The following is a 14,976-nucleotide window of genomic DNA, read 5'->3' as shown; positions in this document are numbered from 1 at the left end:
GTGTGCGCAAGAGTGCCTGGTGCGACCCGAAGCGTGGCTCTCGCCTTAGCCGAGGCTGGCGATGTAGTTGCGCCAACCTCCAAGCGAAGTGATGTCGGTGGCGCCGATCGTCGCGCGCGGCTCGGACACGAAGCCCTTGACGCTGGAGCCATCGGCCAGCGTGACCGTACCGATGGCAAGCGGCGCGGGCACTTCGGCGACGAAGCTGCCGAATTCGGCTGCACCCAGCTCGTAGACTTCGACCGGCAGGCTGGTGCCGCCTTCCTCGAAGACGAGGGCGGGCTTGGGCGGCGTGCTGTTGGCCAGCGCGTAGAGGCGGTAGCTGGGCGCGGTGTCGAAGGCCCCGATGAATTTGGCATCGCGCGAGGTCAGCTGCCAGTGGAGCGGCATGTCCTTCAGGTGGGCGCCGACAACGGCCAGTTTCACGGTTTCCATACGTCCCTCAAGATCAAGCGGTGGCAAAGGAGAAGATGTGCGCGCGGCCAGGTAGCTGTCGGCCACGTCGAGCAGCGCGCGGTCGGTGTCGGCGGGCCCGATCAGGGTCACGCCAAAGCCGGTGCCGTTGTCGCGGATCCCTGCCGGGACCGCCAGTGCGGCCATGTCGAGCAGGTTCACGAAGTTGGTGTAGTAGCCAAGGTTGGAATTGAGCGCGACGGGCGCTTTTGCCAGCTCGGCCACGCGGTAGGTGGTGCCGGTGGTAGGGAAGGCGAGCATGTCGACCTCCTCCCACAGAAGGTCGGCGTGGCGCTTCAGCTCGGCCATGCGGTAGATGCCGTTGAAGAGCTCGACCGCGCCGATCTTCAGGCCCGGTTCCACCACTTCGCGCACGACCGGATCGATGGCCTCGGGATCGCTGGTGAGAAGGTTTTCGATGGCGGCGGTGCGCTCGGCAACCCACGGGCCGCCATAAAGGAGCAGGGCGGCTTCCTGAAGCGGAGCGTAGTCGATCTCGACGATCCTGGCCTCGCGGCCCAGCACCTCGAGCGCCTGCTCGTAGAAGTATTCGGCTGCAGCGTCGCCGAAGAACTGGCGCTGATCCTTGCGCGGCACGCCGATGACCCTGGGCGCAAGCGGCGCGTCGGCCAGCGGCTTGGAGTAGGGATCGGCGACATCGAAGCCCGCGATCACGCCATCGACCAGACGCGCGTCGGCGGTGTCGTCGGTGAAGACGGTGATGCAGTCGATAGTGCGGCAGGCCGGGACCAGCCCCTTGGTGCTCCAGCGGCCCTTGGTGGGCTTGAAACCGATGAGGTGGTTGAAGGCGGCGGGAACGCGGCCCGACCCCGCCGTATCGGTGCCCAGTGCAAAGGGTACGATGCCCGCCGCGACCACGATCGACGAGCCCGAGCTCGACCCGCCGCTGACGTAGGCCTGATTATAGGCGTTGCGCGGGATGCCATAGGGGCTGCGCGTGCCGACAAGGCCCGTGGCGAACTGGTCGAGGTTGGTCTTGCCGATGAGGATGGCGCCTGCCTCGCGCAGCCGCGCGACCACGGTGGCGTCCTCGTCCGGCGCGTAGGCGAAGGCGGGGCAGGCGGCGGTGGTCTGGAGCCCGGCCGCATCGATGTTGTCCTTTACCGCGAAGGGTACACCCGCAAGCGGGAGGCTCTCGCCCGCCGCCACGCGCGCGTCCACCGCGCGGGCCTGAGCCAACACGTCCTCGGGCGCGGCGCGGCTGATCCAGATCTGGGGCTGGATTGCATCGTAGCTTTCGGCCCGCGCGAGGGTTTCCTCGGCGACGGCAAGGGCGGTGAGGGTTCCGGCGTTGACACCGGCGGCAATGTCCGCAGCGCTGCGGCGGCTCAGGTCCATCATGCGGTCCTCGACAGGGCGAGCATCGGCGAGCCGGGCTGCAGCGACTTGCCCTCTTCCATGTAGATCGCCGAGATCGTGCCCGAACCCGGGCTCTCGACAGGGGCTTCCATCTTCATTGCCTCGACCACCGCGATGCGGTCGCCCGCCTTCACGATGTCGCCGGGCGAGACGAGAAGCTGGGCAACGACGCCGCCGTAGGGGGCCTCGATGAGGTCGGCGCCTTCGGGCACGTCCACCGCGACGGGTTCAAGCTCTTCGACGTCCTCGGCCTGGGCCACGCGGTCGAATTCGCCGTTACGGTGCCATTCGGCGCGTTCCTCGTCGAAGGCGGCCTGGCGGGTGGCCTGGAATTCCCCGATCGATTCCGCGTTGTCCGCGAGGAACTTGCGGTAGTCGGCCAGGCGGAATTCGCTTTCCTCGATCTGGATCGAGCGGCGCCCGTTGGGAAACTCGCGGCGCCATTCCATCAGCTCGTCCGGGCTTACCGGATAGAAGCGGATCTGGTCGAAGAAGCGCAGCAGCCAGGGCTTGCCGTCGGTGAAGGCGTCGGTCTGGCGGTAGGTGTTCCAGACCTGGATGGTGCGCCCGAAGAGCTGGTAGCCGCCCGGACCTTCCATGCCGTAAATGCACATGTAGGCGCCGCCGATGCCCACGACGTTGGGCGGCGTCCAGGTGCGGGCCGGGTTGTACTTGGTGGTGACGAGGCGGTGGCGCGGGTCCATCGGGGTCGCCACCGGCGCACCGAGATAGACGTCGCCCAGGCCCAGCACGATGTAGTTGGCGTCGAACACGATGTTGTTGACCGCATCGGCATCGGGAAGCCCGTTGACGCGGCGGATGAACTCGATGTTGTCAGGGCACCAGGGCGCATCGTCGCGCACGATCGACATGTACTTCTCGATCGTCTCGAGAGTGGCCGGATCGCGCCAGCTCAGGGGCAGGTGGACAACGCGTGAGGGGACGGTGAAGTCTTCCAGATCGCCCAGGCGCTCCTCAGCGGAGATGAGGGCAGCGAGCGCGTCCTTCTGACGCAGGACTTCGCCATCGAAGTGGAATTGCAGTGAGCGGATGCCGGGCACGATGTCGATCACGCCGGGCAGGGCCATCTTCTCCAGTTCGGCCATCAGCGCGTGGACGCGAATGCGCAGTTCGACGTCGAGGACGATGTCGCCGTACTCAATGAGGATGTTGCGGTCGCCCTGCTGGCGGTAGACCGTACGCGGACGGCCCGGGCCTTCGGGAAGTTGGGCTAGGATCGGGTCAAGGTCGGCAACATCGCGCTGCGGCGTGGCTGGTACGGGCGTGCCGCTTTCCAGGAAGGCGCGCTGCGCGGCGTGGGCCGCATCGGCGTCATCCATGGTCACCGGCACGAAGCGCACCTTGTCGCCCGCGGTGAGCTGGCCGACCTTCCACAGGTCCGCCGCGATTACCACGAAGGGGCATACGAAGCCGCCCAGCGACGGCCCATCGGGGCCCAGGATGATCGGCATGTCACCGGTAAAGTCGACCGCGCCGATGGCGTAGGCGTTGTCGTGGATGTTGGAGGGGTGCAGGCCCGCCTCGCCGCCATCGGTGCGCGCCCACTGCGGCTTGGGACCGACCAGGCGCACGCCGGTACGGTTGGAGTTGTAGTGGACCTGCCAGCTCGCCGAGACGAGCGTGCCGATATCATCGTCGGTGAAGAAATCGGGCGCGCCGTGGGGGCCGTAGAGGACGCGCAGGGTCCACTCGGTCGAAACCTCGGGGATCTCGGGCGTCGGGAGCGCCGCGCCCGTGGGCTTGCCGCCCAGGTGCAGCGTGTCGCCCGCGAGCAGACGGCGCGCGGCGGGGCCGCCGAACTGACCAAGCTCGAAGGTCGAGCAGCTGCCCAGATACGGCGCGACATCAAGGCCGCCTGCAAAGAGGATGTAACCGCGCATGCCGCCGCCGGTCGCCCGGCCCATCGAGAGGGTCTGGCCGGCTGCGATCTCGAGCACGGTGCCGCGCGCGACCGGCTGGTCGTCGAGCCGCGCGCCGAAGTCCGCGCCCATCAGGCAGATGCGGGCAGGGGCGGTGAAGGCGAGCGTCGGGCCGGTGACGGTGATTTCGAGGCCCTCGGTGCCTTCGGGATTGCCGAGCAGGCGGTTGCCGAGGCGGAACGACTGGTCGTCCATCGGGCCTGAAGGGGGCACGCCGACCGCCCAGTACTTCTGGCGGCCCGGCCAGTCCTGCACGGTCGTTGCCGTGCCGCCGGCCACTACGCGAAAGCCGGTGGGCTGGTAGGCGATGGTGTCGAGGACGCGGGTGGAGACCGCGCCGCTGGTGAATTCTGTGCAGCGGGTCACATCACGCAGCCAGCGCAAGTTGGTCTCGATGCCGTCGATGCGCGCCGTGTCGGCCACCTTCTGGACGGCCGCGACGGCTTCCTCGCGGGTGGGGGCATGAACGATCAGCTTGGCGAGCATGGGATCGTACCAGGCGGTGATCTCGCTGCCGCCCGCAACCCAGGTCTCGACGCGGATGTCGTCCGGGAATTCCACGTTGGTGAGAATGCCCGTGGTCGGGCGGTAGTCGAGCGAAGGGTCCTCGGCGTAGATGCGCAACTGGACCGCGTGGCCCTTGGGTGCACCGTGGTCGTCATCGAGGAAGGCGTAGTCGCCCGCGCCGCCGCGGATCATCCACTCGACAAGGTCGATGCCGAAGACTTCTTCGGTCACGCCATGCTCGACCTGGAGGCGCGTGTTCATCTCCAGGAAGAAGAACTGCTCCTTGTCGGCATCGTAGAGGAATTCCACGGTGCCTGCCGAGCGGTAGTTCGCGGCCTGGCCCAGGCGAATGGCCGAGGCGATGAGTTCCGCGCGTACGGCCTCAGGCAAACAAGGGGCGGGGCTTTCCTCGACCACCTTCTGGTTGCGGCGCTGGAGCGAGCAGTCGCGCTCACCAAGCGCCACGACCTTGCCTTCGCCATCGCCGAAGAGCTGGACCTCGATGTGGCGCGCGCGGCGGATGTAGCTTTCAAGGAACACGCCCGCATCGCCAAAGCTCGCCTGGCCCTGGCGCTTGACCGAGGCGAAGCCCTCGCGCACGTCACCTTCGTTCTCGCACACGCGCATGCCGATGCCGCCGCCGCCCGCGGTGGCCTTGAGCATGATCGGGTAGCCGATCTTCGCGGCGGCCGCGACGGCCTCTTCCTCGTCGGTGAGGAGGTCGGTGCCGGGCGCTAGGGGCACGTCGTGCGCGGCGGCGAGCGCGCGCGCGGAGTGCTTGAGGCCGAAGGTCGAGATGTTCTCGGGCGTGGGGCCCACGAAGATGATCCCCGCATCGGCGCAGGCCTGCGCGAATTCGAGGTTCTCGGAGAGGAAGCCGTAGCCCGGGTGGATCGCCCCCGCGCCGGTTTCCTTGGCCGCCGCGATGATCGCTGCGATGTCGAGGTAGCTCTCGGAGGGCTTGGCCTCGCCGATGCAGACCGCGACGTCGGCCTCGGAGACGTGGAGCGAGCCCTCGTCGGCCTTGGAGTAGACCGCCACCGAGCGCAGGCCCATGCGGCGCAGGGTACGGATGATGCGGGTTGCGATCGCGCCCCTGTTGGCGATCAGGACGGTGTCGAAGTTCATACGGTCACGATCATCCGGACAGGGCTCGGGTTGAAGCCGTTGCAGGGGTTGTTGATCTGCGGGCAGTTCGAGACGACGACGATGACGTCCATCTCGGCCTTGAGATCGACGGTGAGGCCCGGCGCCGAGATGCCATCGACGATGCCCAGCGACCCGTCTGCCTCGACCGGCACGTTCATGAAGAAGTTGATGTTCGAGACGATGTCGCGCTTGGTGCGCCCCTCGGTGAGGTTGGCGTTGAGGAAGTTCTCGACGCAGGCGTGCTGGGCCTTGGTGTGGTGGCCGTAGCGCAGGGTGTTCGATTCGCATGAGCACGCACCGCCAATGGTGTCGTGGTAGGCGACCGAGGTGCCCGCGATGGTCATCATCGCATTGCCCTCGTTCGAGCGCAGCACGGTGCCTTCGCGCAGGAACAGGTTGCCCTGCGCCGAAACGGTGTCCTGCGCGCTGTAGCGCTCGGCATCGTCGGCCTCGGAATAGAGCAGGAAGTCGACGGCCTGGTTGCCTTCCACGTCCACGATGCGCAGCGTTTCGCCCGCCTTGATGTGGTGCAGCCAGGGGCCGCGTGCGGGAACGGTCTCGTCGTGGACAACGGCGCCGGAAAGATCGGCCAGGTAGGGATCAGCGGTCATGGCACTTGGTCCTTTCAGCGACGGAAGTAGTCTTCGACATTGAGGAAGGCGCGGCGGCCTTCGGGCGTGGCGTTGCGCACCGCATCGTCCTCGGGCGTGATGGGCCCGCGCCAGGCGGTCGCGCGAAGGGGGGTGCACGACCACTCCTCGCGCGGGTCCATCACGTGGGGGCAATTGGCGATCACCACGATCACGTCCATTTCCGCGCGCAGGATCACGCTGCGCCCGGCATCGAAGGGGCCGGTGAGGGGGGTGATGACCCCGTCGTCCTCAACCCGCACGCCCTTGAACAGGTTGACGCACGGGTGCACGTCGCGCGGGCCCAGGCCATGCTTGGCCACCCCGTTCAGGAAGCGGTCGCGCCCGTTGGAGAAGTAGGGGGCGGGCTCCTGGCCCTTGCCGTACTTGGCCGCACTCAGCCTGGCGTTGGAGACACCGCAGAAGCAGTCGTGCGTTTCGGCCTCGTCCTCGACCAGGCTCATCAGCACGCGGCCCATGTCGGAGAGGAGCAGGCGGCCCTTCTCCAGATAGGCGTTCCACTGGACCTTGACGGTGTCCGCGACATTGAGGCGTTCGCTGGGCATCTCGGCGTTGAAGATCAGGAGCGAGGCGCAGGCATCGCCCTTGAGATCGATGAGGCGCAGGCGCGCGCCGCGCGAAAGGCGCCGCGTGGCGTAGCCGCCCGCTGCGATGGTCTCTTCCCAGACGAGGTCGCTGGGCGAAATGCCGGCGGGAAGATCGTCGGCCACGGGCGGCAGCACGGGCATGCTTTCCACCACGGTGCCTTCCATGCTGCGGGCATGGTCGCGCGCGGCCAGGGGATTTTCCAGGGTCTGTGTCATGGATGCGCTCCGGGAATGTGAGGGGGCGTGTCGGGGGCGCCGCGGTCCTGCTTGTGGAGCGGCGGCAGAAGCGAGGTGGTGGTCACCAGTTCGAGCTGCTGAAGGCCGCGCAGGCGGCGGATCGCGTCGCACAGCTCCTTGAGGCGGGCGTAAGGACCCTGCACCAGGAGCACTTCCAGCGAGCGGTCGTGCTCAAGGAAGATGTGCTGCGATGAGATGATCTCCTTCAGGAAGCCGGACTGGGTGCGGAAGAGCTGGTGGCGCATGCGCCCCCGCTCGCCGCGGTAGACCATGGTGATCGTGCCCGCGAGCATCTCGTCGGGACGGAACAGGGACTCGTGCTCGGCCAGGGCCTGGCGGATCAGCTCGGCGATCAGCTGTGAGCGCGAGGGCAGGGCTCGTTCCGCCACCATCACGTCGAGCTGCCGGAACAGTTCGGCGGGCAAGCTCATGCTGAGACGGGCAAGGGAAGCGGATTCGGAGCTCATGCCTCTGGTCTCTCAGTTATTACGAACTTCGTCAATAGTAATACGCTCGGCGTGGTAGGTGACCTGCGCATTCTCCTTGTCGAGCGGCAGGTCGTAGACCACCGTCGCGCCGTAACGGTGCGGCGCCTGGGGGTCGTGGCGGCGCTTGTCGAGCGTGAGCACACGGGTTCCCAGGGTGAAGGCTTCGCGGATGTCGTGGGTGACCATGACGATGGTCAGCGCATAGTCACGCCACAGCCGTGAGATGAGCTCGTGCATGTCGGCGCGGATACCCGGATCGAGCGCGCCGAGCGGCTCGTCGAGGAGCAGGATGCGCGGGCGCTTGATGAGCGCCTGGGCAATCGCCAGGCGCTGCTGCATGCCGCCCGACATCTCGGCCGGATAGCTGTCGAGATTGGCGCCCAGGCCGACCGCGGTCAGCATTTCGGCCGCTTCCTCGCGGGCCTTGCGCCTGGCCGAACCGAACAGGCGGGCCGAGAAGGGCGCGCCGTCGCATTCGTGCCCGAACATGACGTTGCGCAGCGCGGTCAGGTGCGGGAAGGTGGAATAGCGCTGGAAGACGACGCCGCGGTCGGGCCCGCATTCGGGCGGCAGCGGCGTGCCGTCGAGCAGGATCTTTCCGCGGCTGGGGCCTTCCTGGCCCAGGATCAGGCGCAGGAAGCTGCTCTTGCCTGCTCCCGAGGGGCCGACCACCGAAACGAAGGACCCTTCCTCGATGTCGAGGCTGAGGTTCTCGATGATGACCTTGTCCCCATACTCGACCCAGACGTTGCGGAGGCTGAGAAGGCTGCTCAATGGTCGTCTCCATGGGCCCAGGCAAAGCCGCGCTTGCTGATCGTGACGAGGACGAAGTCGATGGCGATAGCGAGGAGCGCGATCCAAGCGACGTAGGGCAGGATCACGTCCATCGAGAGATAGCGGCGGACCAGGAAGATGCGGTAGCCAAGCCCGACGTCCGAGGCGATGGCCTCGGCCGAGATCAGGAACACCCAGGCCGGGCCCAGCGCCAGGCGGATTGCCTGGATCAGGCGCGGCATGGCCTGGGGTAGCGCAACGCGGATCATCACCTGCCAGCTGCTGGCGCCCAGCGTCTGGGCCTTGATGATGAGTTCGCGCGGGAGCGCCTGGACGTGGGCGGCGACGTCGCGGATCATGACCGGCGCAATGCCCACCACGATCAGTGCCACCTTGGCCGTCTCGCCAAGACCGAGCGCGATGAAGAGGATGGGAAGAAGGGCAATCGGGGGGATCACCGCGATGCCCGTCACCAGCGGCCCGAAGGTGGCGCGCACAGGCGGCAGGATGCCGAGTAGCAGGCCGACCGCGAGCGCCATCAGCGTCGAGATGCCAAGGCCGATGCCCAGGCGCTGGAGGCTCGCCAGCGTGTCGGCCCAGAAGATGAACTGCCCGGAGAGCTTGTCCGGCTCCATGATGAGCGCGGACATGCTCGAGACCATGGCCGAGGGAAGCGGCAGGATCTTGTCGGCCGGGTTGGCCTCGTGCCGCTGGACGGCCAGGAACAGGTAGGTCAGCACGAGGAGCAGGATCGGCAGCGATCCGAGGAAAATCCGGTTGCTCCGGCCGACCTGGCGATTCACCCAACGCATAAGCGGCGCCTCACCTCAGGTTCGATTTTTCGGGGGGAAGAGAAGGGAAGCGGCCGATCAGAGCTTCTTGTCGGCCGCCATCTTCATGAAGCTGTCGTCGAAACGCAGCGTGACGTTCTGCGCATTGCCCAGCGTCTTGCCGCCGGGGAAGGACATGCCCACGGTATCGGCCGAGGGCGCGCCGCCAAACAAGCCCTGCTCGAAGCTGAAGTCGCGCACGCGGGTCATGGTGGTGACAAGCGCCGCATCATCGGTCGCCTTCACCGCCTCGGCCGGGTCGGCGTAGAGGTGGGTGGTGGCAAGCTGGCTGTCGAACTGGGCGGGGCTGGCACCGGCAAGTTTGGCCATGGCCGCGCGCGCGTCCTTGCCCGCTTCACTCTGCTGCTGCATCAGCGCGACCGTTTCGTACCAGATGCCGGTCAGCGCCTTGCCGAGCTTGGGGTTGGCCTTCAGCGTCTTGGTGTCGACGACGAGAAGGTCGAGGATTTCGCCGGGAATATCGGCCGAGCTGAACACCTCGTTGGCGCCGTCCTGCGCCTTCATCGAGGAGAGCTGCGGGTTCCAGGCTACCGCCGCCTTGACGTCGGGGCTGGCAAAGGCGCCCACGATGTCGGCATCGGCGGTGTTGATGGTGTTCACGTCGCGCAAGGTCATGTTCACCGATTCGAGCGCGCGGGCGAGCAGGTAGTGCGAGACCGACAGTTCGACCAGGTTGACCGGCTGGCCCTTGATCGCCTTGAGATCAGACGCGTTCTTGAGCAGCACGCCGTCGTTGCCGTTCGAGTAGTCGCCCACGATGATCGCGCTGGTGTCCTTGCCGCCCGCGGCCGGGATGGTGAGCGCGTCCATGTTGGCGACCGTCACGCCGTCGAGCTTGCCCGCGGTGTACTGGTTCACCGATTCGACGTAGTCGTTGACCTGCACGATGTTGATCGTGATGCCGTACTTGTCGGCCCACTTCTTCACGATGCCGGCCTGCTGGGCATAGGGCCAGGGCATCCAGCCCGCGTAGATCGACCAGCCGATGTTGAATTCGGTGCGCGGGGTCTCGGGCGCGTCCGCAGGCCCGGAGCACGAAGCGGTGAAGAGCGCTCCGGCGGTCACGGCGAGGGTGGCGGCCTTGCGGATGGATGCGAGCATGAATCAGTCCCCTTTCGCAGCGCAACATTGCGCGTCTGGAAGGGCTTGTCCATCCAAAATGTATTACGCCGTGAAGATTGTGTAATACCGGCGCAGGCGCGGTGCTGACAGGTCGTTACCTGGGGTGACGCGCACAGGATACGGCTTCCGGCGCGCATTTCTGCGCCTTTGAGCCCCTATCCAACCCGGCGGGGTTTCTCCTCGCGCACGATCATTGTCCGTGCGCGACGGCGCGCGTTCAGGCCGCTTCGGTGCCTCGCGCCGCTTTCCCGGTCACCGCCGAGGTTGCGGCGTCCAGGCCGTCCTGCTCGTGCAGCGGGGGCAGTAGTGCGGTGGTGGTGACAAGCTCGAGCTGGCTGACGCCGCGGATACCGCGCAGCGCGTCGGCCAGGTCGGCCAGGCGCACGGCCGGGCCCTGGACCAGCAGCACCTCGAGCGACTGGTCGTCCTCAAGGAAGACATGCTGCGAGGAGATCACTTCCTTGAGGAACTCGGTCTGGCGCTCGGCAAGCTGCTGGCGCACGCGCCCCCGGTCGCCGCGATAGACAATGGTGATCGTGCCCGCGAGCATCTCGTCGGGACGGGTGCGCGCCTCGTGCTTGGCGAGCGAGTGGCGGATCAGTTCGGCGATCAGCTGCGAGCGCGAGGGCAGGCCGCGTTCCTCGACCATGATGTCGAGCTGGCGGAACAGGTCGGCGGGCAGGCTCATGCTGAGGCGGGCAAGTTCGGTGCTCATCGGTCTCTCAACTCGTCTCGTCTTGGGGCCCGCGCCGGGGCAAGGCATCCTCGAAGGATCGGGCGCGCTGTCTGTCCTCAATCGCGAAAAGTATTCGGCTTGTCCATCGGCAATATTACCACGTTCGCTCTTCGGTAATATCAAGGTGGGGCGGGAGGTCATGTGCGGGGGGTGGCGCCCGAAAGGCCGCTCGCATCCGGGTGTGGCATAAGGGGCACAGCACGCCGCCAGAGTGCGGCGAATCACGCTTTCGCGCTGCAAAACGGCAGCATCCCGGAGCATTTTGTGCACGCCGACATGGAGCGTAGGGCAAGCATTTCCGCGAGTTGCGACTTTTTAATGCGCAATGTTGCGGTCGCGAATTAATACTCTTGACGCAATCTGTAATATCAATACCGTGTCCGTATTCGCCACTGAGAGCGAGCTTGGACACGGGGAGGAGAACGCAAGGGTTGCGCCGTATTTCGGCGCGATGAGGGAGATTCGTAATGGCTCGAACGCCGACCTTCAGTCCGGATTGCCACGAGGAGCACGAACCTGTGTCTTCCCACGCTTCGGCTGTCGGAATTGACTTTGCTCCGGCGCCGCGTGCATCAGGACTCAAGGCGCTGTTCGTCGATCTTCTTCCGCCCTTCACGGTTCTTGCCGTCGTTCTCTTCTGGATGTTTGCGCCCGCCTCGCTGACGCAGAGCCCCTGGTCGCTGGTTGTTGCGGGGCTTGCGGTGACGGCGTTCGTGCAACTTCTCGAATGGGCGTTCGAACGCCACGAAGGTTGGCGCATGAACGGCCGCGAATTCGCGACCGACGTTTTCTACGTGGTACTGGGCTACACCGCCATCGGCTGGCTGGTCGAGGTTGCAGGCGATGGACCGCTGTTCGCGCTCAAGGAAACGCTAGGTATCGCCACGCCCTGGGCGGGGGAACTGCCGTTCCTCGTGCAGGTCGTGATGGTCATGGTCCTGTTCGAGTTCGGGCAGTACTGGATGCACCGTCTGATGCACAATTCGACGCCGTTCTGGCTGACCCATGCGCCGCACCATCACGTCACCCAGCTCAACGCGATGAAGGGCTATGTCGGCAACCCGATCGAACTGTTCCTGATCGGTCTGAGCGTCCTTGCCTTCTTCGATTTCGATGCGGTTCCGGTGTTCTGCGCCTTCAACGTGCTCGGCGTTGTCTCGACCTACGCCCATGCCAACGTGCGCGCGAACCCGCCAGCGTTCTATTCCTTCTTCTTCACCACCATCCGCCACCACAGCCTGCATCACTCGACCGACTACGAGAGCACGCGCTGCAACTATGCCAATTCGCTCATCCTGCTCGACCGCCTGATGGGCACCTACCGTGAGGGTGAGGCCACCGTGGTCGGCCAGGATGACCTTCGGCGCCTCACGATCCGGGAGCAGTTCCTGTTTCCCTTCCAGCCGGTGATCGATCGCCTGCGCAGCACGACCAAGACCACGAAGGCGTCGACCGGCCAGCCGTAACGCACCGGGAGCATCCGGCGCGCGCCGCATCCCGTGTGCGCCGGGTCTTCATTCCACCAACCATTCGGATCCGGCTCTGGCGGCGTGCTGTCAGGGAACGGGCAAGCTTTAACTAAAATCTACAGGGGGTTTGCATGTCAATTCGGGGACAATTCAAGGCCGGGCTCTTGTGCGCGACCGGCATTACCTGCGCGGCGCTGGCCTCGCCCGCGCTGGCCGATGAGGCGGCCGACGCACCGGCGGATGTCGCAGCTCCGGCCAGCGCGGCGGCGGCAGCCGATGCGCCTGCACTGGTCGGCTCGGCGATCGTCGTCTCGGCCACCCGCCGCGACACCACGATCATGGAAACGCCGATCAACATCAGCGCGATCAGCGGCGATGATCTGCAGGAACAGCACATCGACGACATGCGCAACCTGGGCGCCTTCACGCCGGGTGTGACGATTCTCGACAACGGTCCGCGCGGTGCGGGCACGATTGTCATGCGCGGGCTTTCGGCTAGCGACACGTCGGCCACGGCCGGTGACAATTCGAACTCGGCCGTCGGCATGTACCTGGGTGAAGTGCCCATGTACTACGACTTCAAGCTGATCGACATCAACCGCGTCGAGACGCTGCTCGGGCCCCAGGGCACGCTTTATGGTCTGGGTACGCTGGCTGGCGCCATGCGCAACATGCCCAACCGCCCCGACGCCAGTGAATTCTCGTTCGAGGGCAGCGGCCGCGTCTTCGACATGGCCCACTCGGGCGACACCGGCTACAACGGCTATGGTGTCGTCAACGTGCCGATCGTGGAGGACACGATCGCGTTCCGCTCGGCGACCGGCTACTATTTCAACCCGGGCTTCATCGACTATCCCTACCTGCTGCAGGAGCCGGGAACCTCCATTCCGCAGCCGGGCGGCGTCGACAATCCGCTCGGCAGCGAGGCGGACCAGGACGCGAACTTCACGCGCGGCAAGGATCTCAACTTCGAGCGTACCTTCACCACCCGCAACCAGCTTGGTTTCTACGCCGACGATCTCAAGGTCTACGTGACGTACGCGCACCAGGAGACCAAGACAGACGGCCGTTCGGCCAACGGCGGCGGTGTCGTGGGTGAGGGCCGCTACGAGGCGCCGTGGCGCTATATGGAGCCGGCCAAGCGTAGCGGCGATCTCCTCTCGCTCGAAGTCGAGGGCAACGTCGCGGATGCGGTCAACGTGGTCTTCGTCTCGGCCTACACCCAGCGCAAGTCCGAGTACCAGGGGGACAATACCGATCTCCTGATCGACCTCGACTACGATTACGAACTGTTCCCCGGGTTCTCAAGCTACAACCAGTCGAACCAGAAGGAGCACGCCTTCACCAACGAGCTGCGCTTCGTCTCGACCTTCGACGGACCGTTCAGCTTCGTGGCTGGTGCCTTCTGGAACCGCCAGTCGTACCGCTCGAACTACGACGAGTACGTCCCCGGCTTCCCCGAATGGGCGAACGAGAACTGGGGCACCGACCTCGAGACCGACCCCTCGGTGGACGGCTATGCGCACGAGTACTCCTCGTTCGTGCGCTCGACCAACGACGAGAAGGGCCTCTACGGCGAGGCGACGGTGCACTTCACCGATGACCTGCAGGTCACCGGGGGCTTGCGCTACTACAAGTACGATGCCTGGGTGAATGGCGGCTCCTACCTGCCGCTCTGGGCCGACGATTACAGCTCGCGCTCGGGCAGTACCTCGAAGGACGGCCTCGTCTATAAGATCAACGCTTCGTGGAACATCACGCCCGAGTTCATGGTCTATGGCACCTGGTCGACCGGCTACCGCATCGGCGGCGTGAACCGCGTGGCGCCGTGCAGCCAGGAAGTCATCGACATCCACGAGGCTGGCGGCCAGCAGAACGGCCAGACGCTGTGCGCCCTGCCGAACGAACTCGACTACGGTCCGGACGAGACCAAGAACGCCGAAATCGGCATGCGCGCCCAGCTCTTCGACAACAAGCTGATGCTCACGCTGGCGGCCTTCCACGTCGGCTGGGATGGCATCCAGCTTGACGGTCAGACCACCTACGGCGCCATCGGCATCACGTCGAACGGCGGCAAGGCGGTCTCCAAGGGCATCGACGTCTCGTTCCAGGCGCAGCCGCTGCCCGGCCTCTCGATCCGCGGCAACTACTCCTACCTTGATGCGCACCTGACCGAGGACGTGCCCGCCCTGCTGTCGATTGCAGGGGGCGATCTTGTCGGGGCCTTCTCGGGCGACCGTCTGCCCGGCTCGGCCAAGAACAAGGGCGCGATCGGGGCGACTTACGAGCTGCCGGTGGGCGACAATGCGCTCAACTTCGGCTGGACCGCCACCTACACCGGCAACATCCTGACCCGCGTGGGTGCCCGTGGCGGCGGTGAGAAGCTGCCGGACTACTGGATGCACCAGGCCAACATCACCTACAAGACCGACCGTTTCGACGTGGGTGTGTTCGCGACCAACATCTTCGATACCTACGCGGTGACTGGCGTCAGCAACGACCTGACCCGCCGCAATCTGGTCAACGACGGGGTGATCTCGCGCTACTACGCGCGCTCGGTGGCCCAGCCGCGCACCATCGGCGTGCAGGGCACCGTGCGCTTCTGACGCACTGACCTGAAGTTGGCCCCTAAA

The 14,976-nt window shown here is 66.0% G+C and carries 11 protein-coding genes; 2 read left to right on the top strand and 9 right to left on the bottom strand.

Translation table 11 applies throughout. From position 1 onward, the window contains the following. Nucleotides 1–45 precede the first annotated feature (45 nt). From atzF to LC060_RS09495, 9 genes are all read right to left on the bottom strand, one after another. Nucleotides 46–1,815 carry an allophanate hydrolase gene (gene atzF / locus LC060_RS09535; RefSeq protein WP_226634922.1) on the bottom strand — a complete coding sequence of 590 codons (1,770 nt, stop codon included), beginning with the start codon at nucleotides 1,813–1,815 and terminating at the stop codon, nucleotides 46–48. Continuing rightward, on the bottom strand, nucleotides 1,812–5,408 hold the full coding sequence (gene uca, locus LC060_RS09530; protein WP_226634920.1) for an urea carboxylase: 3,597 nt from the start codon (nucleotides 5,406–5,408) through the stop codon (nucleotides 1,812–1,814). The genes atzF and uca overlap by 4 nt, the downstream gene beginning before the upstream one ends. Continuing rightward, a complete protein-coding gene (locus LC060_RS09525) occupies nucleotides 5,405–6,040 on the bottom strand; it encodes an urea amidolyase associated protein UAAP2 (protein ID WP_226634919.1) in 636 nt (211 codons plus the stop codon). Before LC060_RS09525 ends, uca begins: the two co-directional genes overlap by 4 nt. A 14-nt stretch (nucleotides 6,041–6,054) precedes the next feature. Then, nucleotides 6,055–6,882 carry an urea amidolyase associated protein UAAP1 gene (locus LC060_RS09520; protein ID WP_226634917.1) on the bottom strand — a complete coding sequence of 276 codons (828 nt, stop codon included), beginning with the start codon at nucleotides 6,880–6,882 and terminating at the stop codon, nucleotides 6,055–6,057. Next, entirely contained in the window at nucleotides 6,879–7,370 is a 492-nt protein-coding gene (locus tag LC060_RS09515) for a CopG family ribbon-helix-helix protein (protein ID WP_039390659.1), read from the bottom strand. Before LC060_RS09515 ends, LC060_RS09520 begins: the two co-directional genes overlap by 4 nt. Before the next feature lie 12 nt (nucleotides 7,371–7,382). After that, complete coding sequence (locus LC060_RS09510) at nucleotides 7,383–8,165, bottom strand: ABC transporter ATP-binding protein (protein WP_226634915.1); 783 nt, start codon at nucleotides 8,163–8,165, stop codon at nucleotides 7,383–7,385. Further along, a complete protein-coding gene (locus LC060_RS09505; protein WP_226634913.1) occupies nucleotides 8,162–8,977 on the bottom strand; it encodes an ABC transporter permease in 816 nt (271 codons plus the stop codon). Before LC060_RS09505 ends, LC060_RS09510 begins: the two co-directional genes overlap by 4 nt. Nucleotides 8,978–9,034: 57 nt before the next feature. Beyond that, a complete protein-coding gene (locus LC060_RS09500; protein WP_226634911.1) occupies nucleotides 9,035–10,117 on the bottom strand; it encodes a putative urea ABC transporter substrate-binding protein in 1,083 nt (360 codons plus the stop codon). Nucleotides 10,118–10,355: 238 nt separating this feature from the next. After that, nucleotides 10,356–10,853 (bottom strand): CopG family ribbon-helix-helix protein, encoded by a 498-nt coding sequence (locus LC060_RS09495; protein WP_226634909.1) that lies wholly within the window; start codon nucleotides 10,851–10,853, stop codon nucleotides 10,356–10,358. A 488-nt stretch (nucleotides 10,854–11,341) separates the two neighbouring features. On the opposite strand from LC060_RS09495, the gene LC060_RS09490 reads away from it, so the two are divergent. Beyond that, on the top strand, nucleotides 11,342–12,340 hold the full coding sequence (locus LC060_RS09490) for a sterol desaturase family protein (protein ID WP_226634901.1): 999 nt from the start codon (nucleotides 11,342–11,344) through the stop codon (nucleotides 12,338–12,340). A gap of 134 nt (nucleotides 12,341–12,474) precedes the next feature. Further along, nucleotides 12,475–14,949: a TonB-dependent receptor gene (locus LC060_RS09485; protein ID WP_226634899.1), complete on the top strand. Its 2,475-nt coding sequence runs from the start codon at nucleotides 12,475–12,477 to the stop codon at nucleotides 14,947–14,949. The last annotated feature ends 27 nt before the right edge of the window (nucleotides 14,950–14,976 follow it).

It is taken from the genome of Novosphingobium profundi (assembly GCF_020524485.1).
In the GTDB taxonomy this organism is placed as follows: domain Bacteria; phylum Pseudomonadota; class Alphaproteobacteria; order Sphingomonadales; family Sphingomonadaceae; genus Novosphingobium; species Novosphingobium profundi_A.
This window is presented reverse-complemented; position numbering and strand designations above follow the sequence as displayed.